Source organism: Nitrospira sp. Nam74 (genome assembly GCF_965152615.1).
This window is the reverse complement of sequence record NZ_OZ224220.1, coordinates 2,324,626-2,342,648: the sequence shown is the minus strand read 5'-3', so window position 1 is coordinate 2,342,648 and position 18,023 is coordinate 2,324,626. Positions and strand designations below refer to the sequence as shown.

Sequence of the window (18,023 nt, the reverse complement as noted above, 5' to 3'; positions counted from 1 at the left end):
AAAGACGGGCCATGCTTCCTCGCTCCTTCGTCTCATCAGCTATTCACGGTCGTGCGCGCCGCCGCCATAGTCTCGGCAGCCCCCTATGAATTCGGAGCCATACCGACTGGCATGGATGGACGAAAACTCCGTCCCGAAGAGCAAGGTCCGGCTTCAGTAATATACTCAGCACAGCAAGATTACGATGAGCCGGCCGGTCCATACGCGGACCCGACATCGGTCTTGCCGAGATATAAGCCAATCAGAAACTTCCCGACCGTGAAGAGCATGCTCCTGAGCCCCGATCCACCGCCTCATAGGGTTTCTGCATCACGCCTTTGCCGCGTTGCTGATCGCGGTCATACATCTGGAGGTTCCAAATGAACGGCTTCACATAGCCATGGATGTTTACGTGCGGACGGCAAGCACAGTGAGCTCAGAGTGCAGGTCCTTGGCAGGCCGGGCACCAGGTGACCGGAACCATCGACACCGCGCAACTCGACGCGTGGCACGTGGCGATGCGATTGGCTCAAAACGCGCTCTTTCGATGAGTGTTGCGCGCTTTGAGCGGCCCGTCCTGCCTGGGAACAGCGCCGTGTTAACGGCCGAGTGATCGCCGAACGTGCCTCAGGCCAAACCGCCGTCCTTTTTCAAATATCAAGTCAGCTTTTGGACCGCGTCTCTTCCGAATCTTCTCCTGTCAGGAACGCCGTTTCGGCCGCTTCTGGCTGTACAAGCTCTGCCACACAGCTCTTCAGCACTTGACGGCACTGCTGAATGGCCTTCTTGGAAACGTCTTGCGCTGCCGGCTCTGTGCCGATCGGGAAGGTTCACCATGTGCTCAGCATCACCGAGCACTGCATACTTGTAGGCTTCCCCACGCTCGTCCGTCGGTCCGAACGTCTCGGCGCTGAGCCCTTCGGTTTCGGCATCGAACTGTTCAAACGCCCGCTCATCGTCACAAACCCGAGTGGTCACCGACTCGACCTTGTCGATCTGCGTCTGAAAGCGGTGCGATCTCGTCCACGGCGAAAACGGTGATTTGGTGTTCGGCATACCCGGCTTTTCGTCATTGCTCACAATTATTTGTCATGCGCGGGCGCGATGCTATCAGCGGTGTGGAGAAGGGGTGTCGGTGCAAACGTTTCCCATGTCTGGCTGCAGCTCATCGCCCTCGGTATAGTGGCTTGACTGACCATCATAAACACGGAGACTGCACGTGTACCTGAATCTAACGTTCTCCTATGATGGCGAACTTCGCTGCCGGATTGAGCATCATCGATACGTCGCCCAAGAATGGGCCGAAGAGTATCCGCACCGACGCAGGCCGCGGAGCGCCTGATCGAGCGCCTCATCCAACAACTTCGGGTTCAATATAGGCCACCCCAACCCGACGAAGAAGACCATGACCAGCATGAAGTGATCCTACGAGATCTCGTCGCATTGCTTGCCGGCTGGCACACGCACACACTCAGGCGAATAATGGGCCGTGCAGTCGGGCAATCTTTCTCAGGAAAGAACGGCGTGGAGTTCAGATATGATAACCACGAGGCATGGAAAGATACAGAGGACGAAGTACCGCCTCTTGCTATGAAAACCACAGGGAGCCGCTATCCATCAATGGCAACCTCATCGTTAATTTCTCCAAAACTTGATACGGTTGTCCAAGTCTTCCAACATGGTCTTCAATCCCCGCTTGAGTACGCGTACCTTTGAACGCGTGTTGTGCGGTGGCGCAGCATCTGCGCGATGAAATTGTCCACTAGGTCCATGCAGAGGCACCCTTGAAACCTGTGGGACGTCAATGTGGAGGTCACGAACAGCACAGGACCTGTACGTCATGACATTCTGGGGTCCGTTAGCCGTTTTGCATGTGCCGTGGCGGTTGAAGCCTCGGCCTGTCAAATTTTTGTCTGATCCAATTGAGGCTGTCCATCACTTTGGGACGTTGGAGAATCCACCGTTGGAGCTTCAGCCTGCCGGGAAAGTCGGCGAGCGCGATGCCGAGCAGGATGGAGAGAAGACCTTGGCCGGGGAGTACGAGCATCGCGATGCCCAAAATGATGAGGACAACCGCAAGGAGGTTTTTCAGGAGGCGAAGCGGAACACGGATGACGGCGGGCTGTTTTGCCAGCCAACTCTGTCGCTGCGTGTCGACTAAATAATCAGCCGGGAGATTAATGATGATAAGCGGAATGGCGACCACACCAATCAGCACGCCAATGCCGGAGCCGACTGAGAGCCAGACTAACATATCTTTCGAGATCCAGCCTTCCATACTGGATCTTACCACGCCGATGTATGCTGACCGACCGTGCGCTAAGGTGATCGCTTTGAAATGATGATGTGGTCGCCGTCCCACCATGGCGACATCTTCGGCCGTCGCCTTGACCCGTGGATCGCCACGGGCAGCCATTCACGCGATGCTTTTCGAGCCATCAGTCATTCTACCGTCCAATATCGAAGCTGAAGTACGATGATGCTGAGGATGTTCTGTAAGTTTGGCGTCTTGCCCGGTACCGTCTTACCTTAGGTTTGAGAATGGCGTTTACCAGAGGGGGGAGACGTTGAAACACTCGTTCCATTCGAGGCCGTGTCTACTCCACTCATCAAGCGTATGGTGTTTGAGCAGGTCCGGCTCAATTAGGAATCGCGATCCGTCAACTAGTCGAACGGTGCGGATTTAAATCGTAATGTCCCCTATGCGGTTATCACGGCGATCTAGATCGAAGCGTTGTTGGTTACTCATCTAGTCAAAGGGTCAAATCCGTATTTCGCCAAGAGTTTTTGTACGCGAGGCGTCATCAGGAAATCGGAAAACTGATCTGCGACAGAGCGTAATGATGGTCGACAGGTCCACACGACTGCTTGCCCGAACTCAACGGGCATACGTCTTCCGATCGGGGTGTCATCGCTGATGCGCACATCCCGGCTGTTGATCACATTTGCACGATAGACCAGGCCCACATCGGCTTTCCCCGTGCGAATCAGATTCACGATGTCCTCCGTATGTGACGCATAGAGAACGTGGGAACGGCTTTTATACGTCGGATCGAGTTTTGTGAGCGCCCGGACCGTGAGGTCTCCCAAGTAGGAGGTCTTAGGATCTCCGAGGGCAAGGCGGATAGTTCTATCATGCAACGCATCCTCAAGGGACATCGTGGTCGGGGAATCCGCCGATATCAGGAGGACGAGGGACGTTTGCACGAAGATGCGAGGGGCGCCATTGAGCGTCAGTCCTTTTTTGTGGAGGTACGCGATTTCTTCGATCCCCGCCGACAGAAATACATCGATGGGCGATCCCTTCTCGATTTGCCGAAGCAGTGTTTTCGATGGCGTGTAGTCGATGTGAACCTTCGCACCATACTCTTGCTCGAACAAGGGCAGGATGTCGCTGAAAGCCGCTTTTAAGGTGGGGGGTGCCCCAACGGTCAGAGTTTCGGCCTGTATGGGCGTACAGGTTCCGACAACGGCTGCCAATCCAAGGATAGTGATGATCAAAACATTGAACATCCGATATCCGCTCCGAACCGCAAGAAATTTGCTGGAGGTGCGAACGATGGCGCTTGCAAGATCGCTGGGCCGAAATATTTTGAACTGTCTTGAGCCAGGGATGGAAAGACTACAGCAACTATTGATGGCGTTCAATACTTCTAGGGCAGATACAGAAGCGAGCGCGTCGCCACGGTCACGGAAGAATGGCACCCGCTCGTCATCGACTGTGGCGTCTCAATACCTTGTCTGGCTAACTTGACGGCAAGACAGAGTTCCATCCAACATGGAGTAAGGCCGGCACCGATCACCATAACGCAGAAGTCCTGAAAAATTAAGATTCGCCTCGGCGCGCGGCCTTAGACCGGCCACGTAGTGCTCTAGTAATACTTTCTATGTCGCCACACTTGACACTCGCTTGTTGTTATTGTCTGGATTCATACCTCTTTAGACATTTGCGGACGCTCCAGTTGGAATGAGTATGCAAATCTGTTAAGGACGAGACTGCCTTCTGCCGCCTGAAGTGTTCAGAGCCACTGCCGCTTGGATGAGGTCCTTGAAGGCGGCTTCATCGATTCCGTCGCCTTCATGAATGTCAATTGCACGGCGGACGTTTCCGTCAAGACTGGCGTTGAAAAGATGGGCGCGATCCTTCAGAGCTGCGCCCTTGGCGAACGTCAGCTTCACGATGTTCTTGTACGACTCGCCGGTGCAAATCAGCCCGTTATGGGCCCACACCGGAGTCCCCTTCCACTTCCACTCTTCCACTACATCAGGATCTGCTTCCTTAATGAGCTTGCGCATCCTGGCCAGGACTTTTCCACGCCAGTCGGCTAGTTCAGCGATTCTCTTGTCAATTAGTTGAGAAGGTGATTCCGTTCTCGTTTGGGAGTCTTTCACTTGGCTCACCTTTATTTGCGCCATTTAGCTAAGCTGTCCGTGATTCCGCACCTCCAAGAATCTCGCGGCTCGATATCCGTCGAGAGTCTCTCTGCTAGTATGTCAGCGTACGGCAGGAATTTGACAATACGATTGGCGTGGCTGCTCGCCTCTTCCAATCGGCTCTTCATCTTTCCAATAGCCAGCTTGGTCTTTATCTCCACGATTGTCTCGGGCACAGAAGCAAGCTATAACCCAGAGCTTTCACTAAAACGAACAGACATTTTGCCAAGAACAAATCCCCACGCCTGTTGATGGCGTCGTCCTTCGCTATCATCGGGGACATTCGTATGATGGACATTCACTGTTGTTTTGTCTCCATCTGGCTCTAAGGTGATGGTGACTATAGACTCCAATCCTTGAGTTGCTTCAGAAACCCAGGTGTGTTGAATCATCCGGGGTTTATCGAGTACGACAAACCGGCCGTAGTGCGCAATCTCTCTGTTTTCCATTTTGTATATGCTATAGAAAAGGCCGTCCACTTGAGGCGGATTGACTATGGCCTTTGCAACTCCAAACCAAGGGCTACCCGGACTGTTGTGATCTAGCCACGCTTCAAATACTTCCTGCGGCTGAGCATCGATCGATCGCTGGAGTTTAATGTCAGTCGTTTTGATTTTGTTATTCATCGTGTTTTGCCTTCCTCTCGCTAAAATACTCTTCAACCCTATCCAGGTGTTTTCTCCAAAATCTCTCATACGTGTTAATCCAGCGGGCCACTTCTTTCAAAGGGTTCGGTTCAAAAGCAATGACATGGTCCCGACCAAGGCGCCTTCGGCGAATTAGTCCGGCTTGTTCAAGCACTTTAAGGTGTTTTGACACGGCGTTAAGAGACATATTGAAAGGTTCCGCAATTTCCGTCACTCGAGCAGGTCCTTGAGTCGAGAGTCTCTTAATGATTGCCCGCCTTGAGGAATGAGAGAGAGCGGAAAGCGCTGTGTCTAATTGATCCACAGCAATATTCAACCATAGGGTTGAACGATCGTCAACACGGAATATACCTCTAGATGCCCATGAAACCGTGTGCCGAAGTAGATCCCGACGATGTCGAGGGAGAGTGCTGGCTGTACCTGTCCATTGTGATGTCTTTACGGCGCTCACGCCTTGTCATTGCACTGTTCCCGGTTGGAAGGAAGCAGGACAAAACAGCAAGCGAAGGACGTGCTCGTCTATCTCCAAGTATCGATTCAAATCAGTGAGCGAGCAGTGCAGGGCAAAAGGATGCACTGAGCAACATGGCAACACGGCAGCGCCTTCGCCGCCCTAGGTTGTCTGTGATATTGTCCTAGTGGGGAAGAGAGATGATTGCCCTTGGTGTGCCATGTTGTGCGATGGAAACTCGGCCCACCCGTCGCCAGCTCAGTACATTCGGTTGCATATCTTGATGTCGGACCGCACTGAACCAGTGAGGATTGGATTGGCAAAAGAGCAGCGCGAGGGTGCTTATTGAATACCCGCCTCGGTACAGTAGGGTGATCCCAGACTTTCTTGGCAGTAGGCCGAAAGTTGCTGAGCACAGCCTTCGCCTCCAGATCGAGCAGCGTTAACGCTGGTCGATCTCCGCCACAATCTGGAGCCGCTATGAATGATGCTCTCGCTTGGATCACTGTCCCCATTTCCACCGAATGGGCCTGCATCCACCAGTTCTACCACGACCGCGATATCGCAATCGCGGAACCCCTCGGGATATGTTCGATGCGCCGGCCGATGGCGCCATCAACTTCTGGACGACCGACGAATCGCACTGATAACGAATGGGTGACCTGTGCGGAACGTTCTACCTTGAACGGTCGGCTGGTCAGCATCTCGGCGTGATTTTCAATACATCATGATCGGCAAGGTCATGGCTGGAGACCCGCCGCAAGACGGGTTGACGTTGGTGTCGAAGCAGTGATTGTCCGATTCGCCTCAGCCAATCCAAACCTCAAGTAGAAGTTGAGGCCGGCTCACTCCCACCTCATTAAAACAGGAACTTCATAAGCTCGGACGATACATTTATCACATGAAGCCGCACCAAGAAGTCATGATTGAACGGCAGCTAAACGCTCTCCTATCCCTCGTCTTTCTATCTTAAGGGGAGGACAAGAAATAATCATTTACGACTCACTTCAATACAGTCAAAAAGCTCTCGAATGTCGTGGCCCCCACGAATGGGGAATTCCGCTTCGAATCCGCCGATCGGGAGTTCAAAGGAAAAATGAACTGGAGGGATTTCTCGCTCGTCTCAAAATAGGCAAGCGGGATACATTTAGCGAGGGATGGTGGAGGGCAGGGGTTTTTCCAATCGTTGGCGCCCTTCTTACAGTTCAAAATTAATGGCATTGCTGCGGCAGCCTAGGGACGCCCCCGCTTAAAAGCACTACGTAACAGTAGCACAATCAATAGGTTAGTAGGATCACCTGTCCAATAGCCTACAATTGCTTACAACAGCTTACAGCAGCGTGTCCTATATAGGACGCCGCCCAGCAAACACCACTCCCGCTGACGCTATTCCTAGGAGAAGGCTTGTTGTTTGAATTAACGTGATTCGGAAAGAAGGTCTTCCACGGACCGCAGGTCCTCACGCAATGACTTGAGCTCCATGGAAAGATAGCGGTAAGTCGCTTCGTTCCCTCTTGACTGCATGAGGAGGCGAACAAGCAGCGCAATCCGTTCCTTTAAATGCCGTACCGCACTCGACAATCCGGTCTCAAGTTCGGCGTTCCGACGAGCTAAGAGATCGAGTGCCAAGCCGATATCTGTCGCGTTGAGACGAAAGGTCGCTTCGGGAACACTGGCAAGAGCGTTACTAGTCATACCTTGATATCGAGAGTCCACTGGATTTTGAATGACCGTCAAGCCGCCTCCTTCGTGCACAGCGCGTAGTCCTTTTGACCCGTCAGCTAAAAGACCACTTAATATGACACCGATGACCCGGTCGCCATACGCCTGTGCCGATGATTCAAAAAGCTGGTTGATCGTGTCACGTGACGAGACTCTCGGGTTCAATGCCTCAAGACTCAGCTCGCCCTCTTGGACTCTTAGAGATTGTCCAGGGGGCGCGACAAACACAATACCCTCACGGAGGCGCTCCTTGGGACGGGTTTCAACAATTTCTATGTGCCCAAACCGTTGAAACCATTTCGCCATATCGAAGGCACTGTCATGAGGGACGTGCAGCATCACAACGATGGCCGCCGGGACATCACGCGACAGCCCCTTTAACACACTCCCAATAGCCGCTGGCCCACCTGCGGAGGCACCGATAACAATCAGGGATCGAATCGGTTGGTCTTGCGCCTGAGTCTGCTCCTTAAAAGAATCTGGTGGGAGATCGTTTCGTCGTAGCATCAGGTTTCTAGCATTACCCTCAAAGGGACGATCTCACCCGCACGAATACCAATGCAATATTATGCCTTGGCCTCGTAGTAGTCGACTCATTTGTTGCCATGCGAGAAACGGAGGGAATTGTGGAAAAGCGTTCAAAGAAGATAAGCCTAAGAAAGACCAATAGGTTAGTAGGATCACCTGTCCAATAGCCTACAATTGCTTACAACAGCTTACAGCAGCGTGTCGTATATATGGCAGGCTATAGCCGACTTGTACCGGCCCGCTGATTAAGAGTTGCGACGATACCCAACCTACCGACACCCAGGACGATCCATCACAAGGAAATATTGCAGTTTTGGAAGAGGAATGATCACGGTGCGTCATGCTGGGTGGGGCAAACATAGATCGCGTCCGCTGCGCCAGCCTGGCTGTGGACGGGACAGTTAGATTGTAATATGCTCTTTGCGAGTGACTAAAGGGACACGTCTCAAGCCGATTTTCACTTAACAAAGCCTCTGAAGATTTGGTCCATGCAAGAAATTCCAAGACACCAATGCCTGATTTATGAAGCCTCTCCCGCAAGGTATCTGCCGGCGCTTGTGTCCTTGATCCGCCATAACCTGAAGGAGAACAACCGATGCCTATATCTAAATAGCCCCCCGATGGTGGCGGGTCTGCGCTCCTATCTTTTCGCAGGCGGCGTAGATGTACATCAGGAGGTCATGAAAGGGAGCCTTGTACTGTCGTCAGACAAAGGACATCTTCAGAAAGGGAGTTTCGATATTGATCGAATGCTGGCAATGTTGACTGATGCAGTGAATCAGGCACTGAACGAAGGGTATCAACGTCTTTGGGTGACTGGCGATATGAGCTGGGAATTTGGTCCGGAAAAAGATTTTTCGAGACTTCTGGAATATGAATGGCGGCTTGAAGAGTTGTTTCGCAAGCACCCGACTCTATCCGGCATCTGCCAGTATCACATGGATACCTTGCCGCGCGAAGTTGTGCGACGAGGCTTGTTGACCCATCAGGCAATCTTTATTAATGACACGCTTTCAAGGTTAAATCCTCAGTATATTGAGCGTGAATGTTTTAATGCGCATCCCAAAGATAATGCAGACATAGACAATATGATTAATCGCCTCTGTAAAAGTCTTGACCAGAATTGAATCCACCTTCATTGCTCGCAATCCAGCATACTCTCCATTTCGGCCTCCTCATCCAGCCAGAAGAAGGATGCCTCAACCCGCTGGTTGCCTATCGCGAGCCAGGCATATTTTCACGATTGAGGCCCATGGCCAACGACATTGTGATTGAGCGATGGCACCACGGCGGGCATTGATCCCTGAAAAGGAGCGGAGATCAATATTGGTATAAGAGCAAAGGCGATATTGAGTGGTAGGCTGGATTGCCGCCTGGGATGAAGCCTCAGGATGCGGCACGGGCCTTTCGGTCAGGATAGAAAAAGGCCGACTCGTGACCCTTCTTTGCTTACAGGTTTAGAGGTATTCTTGCCTTGAATCATTCAAATCCCCGGTTTAAACTCGATGTATGTTAGCGCGACTCATTGCCGGGCTATTCTTCGTATTGTTGGAGTCATCAATCGGTTTGGCCGCAGACGTAATCCCTCCTGTCCCGCCCCCGGAAAAAGGAACGGGGCCGCCTCCGGCGACTGCCCCTGAAAACCCGTCGCAATCATCCGCGCCCGCCATTCCCCCATCGAAATTGGATCCAGGGATAGAGCGACGTCCATCGGCTATTCCGGATTCGCGCTCAGCCGTCCCTCCGCCGAATGTAGATCCCAATATGTCGGTAAATCCTGAGACAGCGCCGCCTGCAAAGGACGCTCTTAAACCACACAAAGGCGAAGAACCCAGCGAGCGACCCAGTCGCTGACCGTCTAAAAGGTATCATCACACCGGGTTCATGCTCGATACGAAACAGTGAGGCGCGGATGCAGTGAAGCACCACGGGTACTCTTACACACTCGTGATCAAAAGAAAACAGAGATCAGCGAGAAATTTCTTCTTTCCCAGAACCACCAGCCCACAAATCCAGCCAAGACGGCAACCGGTGCAGTCATGCCACACACTAGACCGATATCCAGTAAGCTGATCGACGGAGCCGTGATCTGACAGGCAGTTCCTTCCTTTTTCTTGAGTGCACTCACAATGACAGCAGAACTTTTGGCGTGGCTTTTAAAACCAAAGGAATAGAGGTCGCCGAAGACCGGGATGGCCCCGATTACTCCGTTCAGCAGTTGGTAATACATCATTCTGGCAAGATCCTGTCGAGAAACTCCTAATTGACGAGCGGTCAGGAGAATGAACGAACCGGAGACAACGGTAAGGACATCCCCTACCACAGGGATAAGCCCAAGCATGGGATCTAGGCCGAAACGCAACCTGGTGCCTGGAATGTGGATGGCGTCGTCCAAGATGTGTGCAAAGATTTCCGCTTGTATTTCTTTTCCTCGAACTGGCTCCATCCCCTGATTGTACCGCACGTCTCTGGGCATTCGCCGTGCAACAACTACAGGCGACTACTTAGCGGAAGCGTTTCAATGGGTGCTCAAGATTGTGTGTGGCACGTCGGCAGATGGAAGCTGATTCAGTATTGGGAACTGAACTGGCGGCGCGCTTTTACGACTATGAAATTCGCAACCAGAAACGTCGAAGAAGTAACCTACGCTAGGTTGTTGGGGCAAGGAAATATATTGGCTGCAAGGGAAGAGTTCGACGGGCAGCCTCATCTAACTCAGAGTAATGCTCGACACACAGGTCAAATAAGCGTTCAAGATCAACCAGCGTCACCCGCCGCTTCTCCTGGGTTCTCGCGAGGTCTTCAGCATCCTTCGTAAAACCGGCAACCGAAACAAAAAGCCCGATGTCATCATCTCCCAACAAAGCTAACAACGATCTCAACCCATCGACGGTGACTTTTTGTGTCGTGAGCCGTTTTACCTGCACCTTAATACGAGGCGGGCTTGGCACCAAGCGGGTCATTTTGGGCTAGGATATCGACTCCTCCATCCTTCCCCGGTGGTGCTATCCATGCGATGTGATATCCCATTGCCTTCAGGAGGGCGGCCACTAAATCCTGGAACTCATAGGGGGGCATCTTTTCAAGATACTGCCAAATTTCATTCCATGACTGCTCTTCGGCATGTTCAAATGTGATGCTCGCAACCTTATCCGGGACACCATCTTCCAACGACGACTCAGAGGTTTCAGGCTGTGTAACAGTCTTGTTCCGTCTCCATTCCTTATAAAGCCGTATAGCTTCCTTGTAAAACGCTTCGGGGTCTCTATATTTGCCGAAGGCGACCCTACCGGCATCAGTCACCGTCCAGAGCCCCTTATGCTTTAGGAGCCACCCAGCCTTCACACAATCCACCGTCGCAAATCGAACTATCTTCTCGAACCGTGTTCCACCAGACTCATACGTACCCTTCTCGTAGTCAGTTAACTCTATCGCCGAGCGAAGTTTGGCAAGGGCTTCACCAGCCTGCAGGCCATCAGGATTTGCAATGAGAATCTCAAACAACTTGTGCAAGAATTGACCAGTACGTTTGCGTGTCACATCTGCCATTTTTTCTCCACGAAATTACATTGCTTGTGCGGAGTTTTTCATCACTATCATTACTAGCTCAAATCTCACTTTTCCATTAGCTGGACACGGGGCGTTTCATTATAAAAAGAGACTCCTCTTCGTGTCGTTCGACTGCGACTAATTCCCATCCATCTGTTCCTGCAGCATTCAAAAGGCTTTTCGACCTGTCCTCTCGTTAACATGTCAACGCCCGTTGCCCCATGCTTCAGGCAATATTCCCACCGCTCCATCGTGATCCTCCCGTGACCATAAAATGTCATCCGCAGCTGTCGACAAGGACTGGCCATAACGATTCTAGCGCCTTTGCTTTATTTCTGTAGAAGACGCTTCCACTGAGGCGCCAGAACCGAAGGCCCGCTCTTCGGAGCTGCGCCCTCACGTCGTTGGTCATATTCCCATCGTTCGGGTCCATGCCATCGATCCCCATCGCACTCGATGGCCAGTCTTTCTTGGGGGCCTTGGACCAGTAAGTCGATCCTATATTGGTAGTCGCGGTGGAAGGGCCGGTACTGTGGTGTTACCTTATAGTCTTTTTTTATAACAGCCTCCCCTACTTCGATCTCAAATGGGCTGTCCGCCTGCTGATGAAGGGTCTCTATGCTGGCCTCAATTGCGGCAATAGGTGGATTCATATACCACTTCAGCATTTTGTGCCGAACGCAATTCTCGTTCTGCAAGTTTTCCAACTGGACTGAATGAAATAGAAAGACTTGGTCCCGTCCTCGGCTTGTGGCCACGTTAAACCTTTGTCTGGCATCTTCTTTTACCAACGACGCATATGGAGCATTGCTAGCGATAACCATTGAAAGAAACATCACATCGTGCTCGTCTCCCTGAAAGGCATACGCATCGCCACAGATGATACGCCGTGCCGCTCGTTCTCTTTCATCGAGCGCACCAGCGAGAAGGTTTGAGATGTATTGGGCTTGTTTTTCACCTAATAGCGAGATAACCCCAATGGTCTTGTTTGCATATGCCCCACACTTACACAGCAAAAGAAGAGCCTCGACAAGGGCCTCAGCCTCCGGCACATTGATATCGCTGTTGTTTTTGTGACCGTTCGGAACAAAGCATGCCGCTATAGGGGGATGCAATTTATCACATGGCTTTACCTCAGGCACTTGGTGGACGCCATTGCACGTGGGCAAGGAACTGACTCGATCTACCAAACGCTTCGAGCGGAAGAAGAGCGGAAAAAGTCTCTTCTTCGGCAACTGCAAGACCTTAGTGCATTGGAACAAACAGTGTCACTGGACGAGAAACGGCTCCTCTCGGTTCTTCAGGAGCGGATCAGTGACTTCCTGGGATTACTAGGCAGCAACATACCGGCAGCCAGGCAAATTCTCAGAAAGATGATTGAGGGAAGATTCTGTGCCAGCCGGTCCTTGAACACGGTTCGTCCGCTTATCGCTTCTCAGCAACCGGGACGTATGGATCCGTGTTATGCCCGCCGACAGGTGCCAACGATTGTGGTGGAGGGCAGGGGAATTGAACCGCCCTCCCTCGCCGGAAGCGGCTGAAGTGCCTTACCGGCTCTTACGGAGGGGGCCAGCCCCCTCGTACGCTCCCCACGAAGGGGGCTCACCCCCTTCGAAGCCCCCGGTCGGGGGTTCAAAGGGCGCCTTTTTGGTGGAGGGCAGGGGAATTGAACCCCCGACCCCAACGTTGCGAACGTTGTGCTCTCCCAACTGAGCTAGCCCCCCACACTACACTAACAATGAAGGAAAGAATTCACGGGAAGAAGATGGGTCCCGTTCAACAGGCGGCATTATACACAACCCGCAGGGCCGTCGGCAATTCGAACTCGCCGCCCTTCGACGAGAAGACGGCCGTCCGCATAAAGTTGAACGGCCCGCGGGTAAATCACATGTTCCTCTAGGAGGATACGGGCCGCTAATGTCTCCGGGGAATCGCCTTCCATGACAGGGACCGCAGCTTGGAGAATAATCGGACCTTCATCGACGCCTTCCGTCACAAAGTGCACCGTGCAACCCGCCACCTTGGCGCCCCACTCCAGCGTCTGCTTCTGCGCGTCAAGCCCGGGGAAAGAGGGGAGCAACGAAGGATGAATATTCATCATGCGATTCCGGTATGCGTCGATTAACACGGGTGTGACGATTTTCATGTACCCCGCAAGGAGCACGAGATCGACCTCATGTTTTCTCAGGATGTCCAGCACAGCGCGATCATACGCTTCTCGCTTATCAATCCTGGCCGCATAGGCTGCGGGATCGAGAAACACGTCTGTCACACCATGGGTACGCGCCCGCTCGAGCGCCTGCGCATCTTTTTTATTGCTGATGACGGCCGCAACACGCGCCTGCAGGATCCCCGACTCAATGGCGTCGATGACCGCTTGGAGATTTGAGCCGCGCCCAGATGCGAGAACGCCAAGCCGTAACTTACTCGTGGTCATCGGGTCCAACATATTCCACCAGCGGATGGCCACTCGCTCCGGCGGCCATCTCTCCAATGACGTAGGCCTGATCCCCTAGCGCAGCGAGCTTGGTAATGACCGCATTCGCATCGGGCTGCGCGACGATCACGACCAGTCCGATTCCCATGTTAAACACACGATACATTTCGTCACGCTCAATCCGCCCCATGTTCTGCAGCACCGTAAAGATCGGCGGGATGGGCCAGGTTCGCCGTTGAATCCGCGCACGCGTCTCCCGCGGAAAGATTCTCGGAAGATTTTCCGTTAATCCGCCGCCTGTCACATGGGCGATTCCTTTAATGGTCAATTCCCTTGTTAAAGCAAGGATCTGCTTGGCGTAGATGCGCGTCGGTGTCAGCAGCACTTCTCCAAGCGGAAGCTCCAGATCGACCAGGCGACTCTCAATCGTCAGTTTGCCATCATCCAACAGCACCCGCCGCGCGAGGGAATAGCCGTTGCTGTGCAATCCGGACGACGCGACCCCAATCAGCACATCGCCGGCCTGTATCGTTTTGCCATCGATAATCTTCGGCCGATCGACGACTCCCACGGCAAATCCCGCGAGATCGTATTCGCCATCGGGATAAAACGACGGCATTTCAGCCGTTTCTCCACCAATCAGCGCACATCCCGCCTGGCGGCATCCCTCGGCGATTCCTTTTACAATCGCTTCAGCTTTTGGAACCGCCAATTTGCCGGTCGCCAAATAATCCAAAAAGAACAGCGGCTCCGCGCCACTGACTACCACATCGTTGACGCACATCGCCACGAGGTCGATCCCGACGGTCTCATGCCGATCCATTAAGAAGGCGATTTTTAACTTCGTCCCGACCCCATCGGTCCCTGAGACCAAGACCGGGTCGGTATAGCTCGCGGCATCGAGTCGGAATAATCCGCCGAATCCGCCCAAATCAGTCAGAACCTCCGGGCGAAAGGTCGAGCGGACCAATGGCTTGATCCGGTCAACGAATTCATCACCCGCGTCGATATCGACACCGGCCTGTTTATAGGTAGTCATCGGCGCGGCATCTTACCGGAGCGAGAAGGAAGAGGTCAACGTAACAATCATCGCACCAAACTACGATCCGCTTTCAGAAGATGCCAAAGGGCTGCCTATTATGATGTTGGGCGCTTGGACAAAGTAATGCTATGAGGTTGGACAAGCACACCGGCGCGACCGTGTCACCAAGACGTCCACTTCCCTGGCCGCTCGCAGGCCGCTTTCGACTGCGCCGTTCATATAGCCTTGCCACCGGACACTCGTATGCTCACCGGCAAATACGATGCGGCCATGGGGCTTGGAAAGCCAAAGACGCCAGGCAGGATCATAGGCGGGATCAAAGTACGCATACCCGCCGCGCGCCCAGGGATCGTCCTCCCACGAGACGACTCGTGACGCCACCACTTGCATATCATGATCCTGAAGCCACTCAAGGTGTCGTACAAGTCCCTCAATACCCTCACGGGCGACGATCTGTCGCGTTTCTACACTTGCCGATCCGCCGGCCAGCAGCGAGAGGATTCCTTGACGGCCGGATTGTTCTTCATTGCCATCCCAGACTGCCCCGATGGGCAGATCCGTACCATACGCCCTGAGCACCCCGGAATGCTGCCAAAATCGTCGCTCAAACTGCAGGATCGTTCTCGTGGCCCTCCCATACTTCAGTCGAAAAACTGCCTCGTGCTGCTCCGGGGGCAATGGCGGATCCCAGGAAATGTCTCGCAACATCGTTGCAGGCACAGCGCATACCAGATAATCGGCGCGCATGTCGCTTTCTGTGCCGTTCACGCTGCGAAGACGGACCTGCACGTGCCCCGGGGGTTGAGAGAGCGCCACTACCTGCGTTTGCATATGCAGGCGATCCTTCAGCCTGCGAGCTAGACCCGAAGCCAGTTGATCATTACCGCCCTTGATGCGATACATGCGCCCACCACCGGGCGCATCCGCCGCCAATTGATCGACGAGCATGAGTAAGGAAAGATCGCGCGGGTCGGCCAGGAAGAATCCTCTCAGTCCTCTGGTCAGCGCACACATGTTCGCATCGGCTTTTACTTCTTTGAGCCATTCAGCCACCGAGATACGAGCCATATTTTGAGCAATGAGATTGTCCCATCTTTGATCGATCAAACGATACTCTCGTATCCAGGACTCAAGCCGTTCTCTGAGCCTTCGCCATCCTACACCGGCGGGCTCGACGTACTTGCGCGGCCGGCCGTCTTCGCCTCGCATGATAAATCCAAATCCCCCTTCAAGTATGGGCACTAATTCAAGACCCAGCCGGGCTGCGAGCCGCTGCATTTCTTCCTGTCCCTCATCAATGAGATCGGCGCCGGCTTCGGCATGCTGTCCATTGAGCCAACCGTCGCGATGCGTCCACACGCGTCCGCCTACGCGGTTACGAGCTTCGACGACGGTGACCTTCGCACCGGTATCCATGAGATCCACCGCCGCGGCCAAACCGGCCAGACCGGCGCCCGCCACGATGACAGATGTGCCACGCAATACGCCTTCGTCAGTCATGATTGAGTTTACTCATAAGACAGTCGACTTCGCCATTGGACTACGCCGCTGCATGGACAATTAAGTATGATAAAGGATGCCAGGAGAAGATTATGCTCTTGAATGAGGTCGTTCGTACATCACGGCAAATCACGCAGACTCAGTCCCGCTTAGAAAAGATCCGCCATTTGAGCGCCCGCCTTCGATGCCTTGCGCCGGATGAAATGGAGATTGGGGTGAACTTTCTGTCCGGGCGCCTGCGCCAAGGCACAATCGGCATGGGGGCGGCTACCGTCCACGCGGCGGCTCCTGAATTGACCGCAGTCGAGCCATCGCTGACCCTGAAACAAGTCGATGAAACTGTTGAGGCAATCGTCCGCTCGACAGGTTCCGGATCAAGTGCTGAGCGGCGGCGTCTCTTCGACGCGTTACTATCGCAAGCGACTCCGGACGAGCAATCTTTCTTGAAGCGGCTCGTGCTGGGCGAACTACGTCAGGGGGCGCTTGAAGGGATTATGGTCGAGGCGGTGGCACGCGCAGCGGAAGTGCCTGTTGCTGCAGTGCGCCGGGCACTCATGCTGGCCGGCGACCTATCCAAAGTGGCGAGTGCCGCATTCACGGAAGGAGCCGCAGGTCTTTCACGGTTTGCGCTGCACGTGTTGCAACCTGTTCAGCCGATGTTGGCTCAGCCTGCCGGCGATGTAGCGGATGTTTTCAAGACCGTCCATGAGGCGGCATTCGAATACAAAATGGACGGGGCACGAGTGCAAGTGCACAAACTGGGTGACGATATCCGGGTGTTCACCCGCACACTCAACGATGTGACGACTTCGGTCCCGGAGATTGTTGAAGCTGTGCGAAGGCTCTCCGCCCGTTCGATCGTCCTGGACGGGGAAGTCCTGGCTTTGCGGCCTGACGGCATACCGCATCCGTTTCAAATGACGATGCGCCGGTTCGGCCGCAAGCTGGATATTCACCAAATGCGTGCCACCCTGCCATTGACGCCGTTCTTCTTCGACTGTCTCCATCTCGACGGTGAAGATCTGATCGATCGATCATCCTCAGACCGGGTGGCGGCTCTGCAAGATGCATTACCGCTCCCGTTGGTGACTCCCCGTCTCGTCACACCAGACGTGACCGCAGCGGAAACGTTCCTTCATCAGGCGCTGAGCCATGGGCATGAGGGGGTCATGGCAAAAATGTTAGACGCGGCCTACGAGGCCGGTCGGCGCGGCAACGCGTGGCTGAAGATTAAACGCGCCCATACCTTGGATCTTGTCATTCTTGCTGCCGAGTGGGGAAGCGGCCGTCGACAGGGTTGGCTCAGCAATCTGCACCTTGGTGCCCGCGATCCGGGCCACGCTGGTTTTGTAATGCTGGGAAAAACGTTCAAAGGCATGACCGATGAGATGCTGAAGAAGCAGACAGAGACACTCACCGCGCTCCAGACCGCGACGGACGGCTATACCGTGTATGTGCGCCCTGAAGTGGTCGTCGAGATTGCCTTTAATGACATCCAGGCAAGCCCGCATTATCCCGGTGGCTTAGCCTTACGCTTCGCTCGCGTGAAACGATACCGCACCGACAAGACGGCCGAGCAGGCGGATACGATTGAGACCGTGCGCGCCATGTATGTTCGCCAGAGTGAAGGAGCCAAGCCATAAACACTGTCCCTTTCGTCCCCCATGGTCCAGTGCAAATAGTCTAAGCTTGTCGCTTTTCCCCATGCGGCTCTAGTGGTTAAGCGTAATCATC

General features: G+C 53.8%; 17 protein-coding genes and 1 tRNA gene. 3 read left to right on the top strand and 15 right to left on the bottom strand.

The window, feature by feature from the left end:
• Positions 1-636 precede the first annotated feature (636 nt).
• The 7 genes from ACWHYZ_RS10990 to ACWHYZ_RS10960 all read right to left on the bottom strand — a co-directional run bounded on the left by ACWHYZ_RS10990 (position 637) and on the right by ACWHYZ_RS10960 (position 7,740).
• The gene (locus ACWHYZ_RS10990; RefSeq protein ID WP_447987294.1) at positions 637-1,059 is read right to left on the bottom strand and encodes a hypothetical protein; all 423 of its coding nucleotides are present in this window, start codon (positions 1,057-1,059) and stop codon (positions 637-639) included.
• A gap of 778 nt (positions 1,060-1,837) precedes the next feature.
• Complete coding sequence (locus ACWHYZ_RS10985; protein WP_447987293.1) at positions 1,838-2,395, bottom strand: hypothetical protein; 558 nt, start codon at positions 2,393-2,395, stop codon at positions 1,838-1,840.
• Positions 2,396-2,724: 329 nt separating this feature from the next.
• Positions 2,725-3,492, bottom strand: coding sequence for a molybdate ABC transporter substrate-binding protein (gene modA / locus ACWHYZ_RS10980; RefSeq protein WP_447987292.1), 768 nt, complete (start codon positions 3,490-3,492; stop codon positions 2,725-2,727).
• Between the two features lie 471 nt (positions 3,493-3,963).
• On the bottom strand, positions 3,964-4,371 hold the full coding sequence (locus ACWHYZ_RS10975; RefSeq protein ID WP_447987291.1) for a DUF1801 domain-containing protein: 408 nt from the start codon (positions 4,369-4,371) through the stop codon (positions 3,964-3,966).
• A gap of 227 nt (positions 4,372-4,598) precedes the next feature.
• Complete coding sequence (locus tag ACWHYZ_RS10970) at positions 4,599-5,108, bottom strand: SRPBCC family protein (RefSeq protein ID WP_447987290.1); 510 nt, start codon at positions 5,106-5,108, stop codon at positions 4,599-4,601.
• Positions 5,032-5,364 carry an ArsR/SmtB family transcription factor gene (locus tag ACWHYZ_RS10965; RefSeq protein ID WP_447987289.1) on the bottom strand — a complete coding sequence of 111 codons (333 nt, stop codon included), beginning with the start codon at positions 5,362-5,364 and terminating at the stop codon, positions 5,032-5,034. The genes ACWHYZ_RS10970 and ACWHYZ_RS10965 overlap by 77 nt, the downstream gene beginning before the upstream one ends.
• A gap of 1,563 nt (positions 5,365-6,927) precedes the next feature.
• Positions 6,928-7,740: a chemotaxis protein CheB gene (locus tag ACWHYZ_RS10960; protein ID WP_447987288.1), complete on the bottom strand. Its 813-nt coding sequence runs from the start codon at positions 7,738-7,740 to the stop codon at positions 6,928-6,930.
• Between the two features lie 509 nt (positions 7,741-8,249).
• Between ACWHYZ_RS10960 and ACWHYZ_RS10955 the strand changes: the two genes are divergently transcribed.
• The gene (locus ACWHYZ_RS10955) at positions 8,250-8,888 is read left to right on the top strand and encodes an MEDS domain-containing protein (RefSeq protein ID WP_447987287.1); all 639 of its coding nucleotides are present in this window, start codon (positions 8,250-8,252) and stop codon (positions 8,886-8,888) included.
• An 824-nt stretch (positions 8,889-9,712) separates the two neighbouring features.
• Here ACWHYZ_RS10955 and ACWHYZ_RS10950 read toward each other — a convergent pair.
• From ACWHYZ_RS10950 to ACWHYZ_RS10935, 4 genes are all read right to left on the bottom strand, one after another.
• Positions 9,713-10,156, bottom strand: a complete 444-nt coding sequence (locus tag ACWHYZ_RS10950; RefSeq protein ID WP_447987286.1) for a DUF4112 domain-containing protein — start codon at positions 10,154-10,156, stop codon at positions 9,713-9,715.
• Between the two features lie 253 nt (positions 10,157-10,409).
• Positions 10,410-10,724 carry a restriction endonuclease gene (locus tag ACWHYZ_RS10945; protein ID WP_447987285.1) on the bottom strand — a complete coding sequence of 105 codons (315 nt, stop codon included), beginning with the start codon at positions 10,722-10,724 and terminating at the stop codon, positions 10,410-10,412.
• Positions 10,690-11,310 carry a restriction endonuclease gene (locus ACWHYZ_RS10940; protein WP_447987284.1) on the bottom strand — a complete coding sequence of 207 codons (621 nt, stop codon included), beginning with the start codon at positions 11,308-11,310 and terminating at the stop codon, positions 10,690-10,692. Before ACWHYZ_RS10940 ends, ACWHYZ_RS10945 begins: the two co-directional genes overlap by 35 nt.
• 329 nt (positions 11,311-11,639) lie before the next feature.
• Entirely contained in the window at positions 11,640-12,452 is an 813-nt protein-coding gene (locus ACWHYZ_RS10935) for an AAA domain-containing protein (protein WP_447987283.1), read from the bottom strand.
• Here ACWHYZ_RS10935 and ACWHYZ_RS10930 point away from each other — a divergent pair.
• A complete protein-coding gene (locus ACWHYZ_RS10930; RefSeq protein ID WP_447987652.1) occupies positions 12,420-12,851 on the top strand; it encodes a hypothetical protein in 432 nt (143 codons plus the stop codon). The two genes, ACWHYZ_RS10935 and ACWHYZ_RS10930, sit on opposite strands and share 33 nt — an antisense overlap.
• A 107-nt stretch (positions 12,852-12,958) precedes the next feature.
• Here ACWHYZ_RS10930 and ACWHYZ_RS10925 read toward each other — a convergent pair.
• The 4 genes from ACWHYZ_RS10925 to ACWHYZ_RS10910 all read right to left on the bottom strand — a co-directional run bounded on the left by ACWHYZ_RS10925 (position 12,959) and on the right by ACWHYZ_RS10910 (position 16,289).
• Positions 12,959-13,034 (bottom strand) — tRNA-Ala (locus tag ACWHYZ_RS10925).
• A 65-nt stretch (positions 13,035-13,099) separates the two neighbouring features.
• On the bottom strand, positions 13,100-13,747 hold the full coding sequence (purN, locus tag ACWHYZ_RS10920; RefSeq protein WP_447987282.1) for a phosphoribosylglycinamide formyltransferase: 648 nt from the start codon (positions 13,745-13,747) through the stop codon (positions 13,100-13,102).
• The gene (purM, locus tag ACWHYZ_RS10915; protein WP_447987281.1) at positions 13,734-14,786 is read right to left on the bottom strand and encodes a phosphoribosylformylglycinamidine cyclo-ligase; all 1,053 of its coding nucleotides are present in this window, start codon (positions 14,784-14,786) and stop codon (positions 13,734-13,736) included. The genes purN and purM overlap by 14 nt, the downstream gene beginning before the upstream one ends.
• Before the next feature lie 129 nt (positions 14,787-14,915).
• On the bottom strand, positions 14,916-16,289 hold the full coding sequence (locus tag ACWHYZ_RS10910; protein WP_447987280.1) for a flavin monoamine oxidase family protein: 1,374 nt from the start codon (positions 16,287-16,289) through the stop codon (positions 14,916-14,918).
• A gap of 92 nt (positions 16,290-16,381) precedes the next feature.
• Here ACWHYZ_RS10910 and ACWHYZ_RS10905 point away from each other — a divergent pair, with 92 nt between their 5' ends.
• Positions 16,382-17,932 carry an ATP-dependent DNA ligase gene (locus ACWHYZ_RS10905; RefSeq protein ID WP_447987279.1) on the top strand — a complete coding sequence of 517 codons (1,551 nt, stop codon included), beginning with the start codon at positions 16,382-16,384 and terminating at the stop codon, positions 17,930-17,932.
• Positions 17,933-18,023 lie beyond the last annotated feature (91 nt).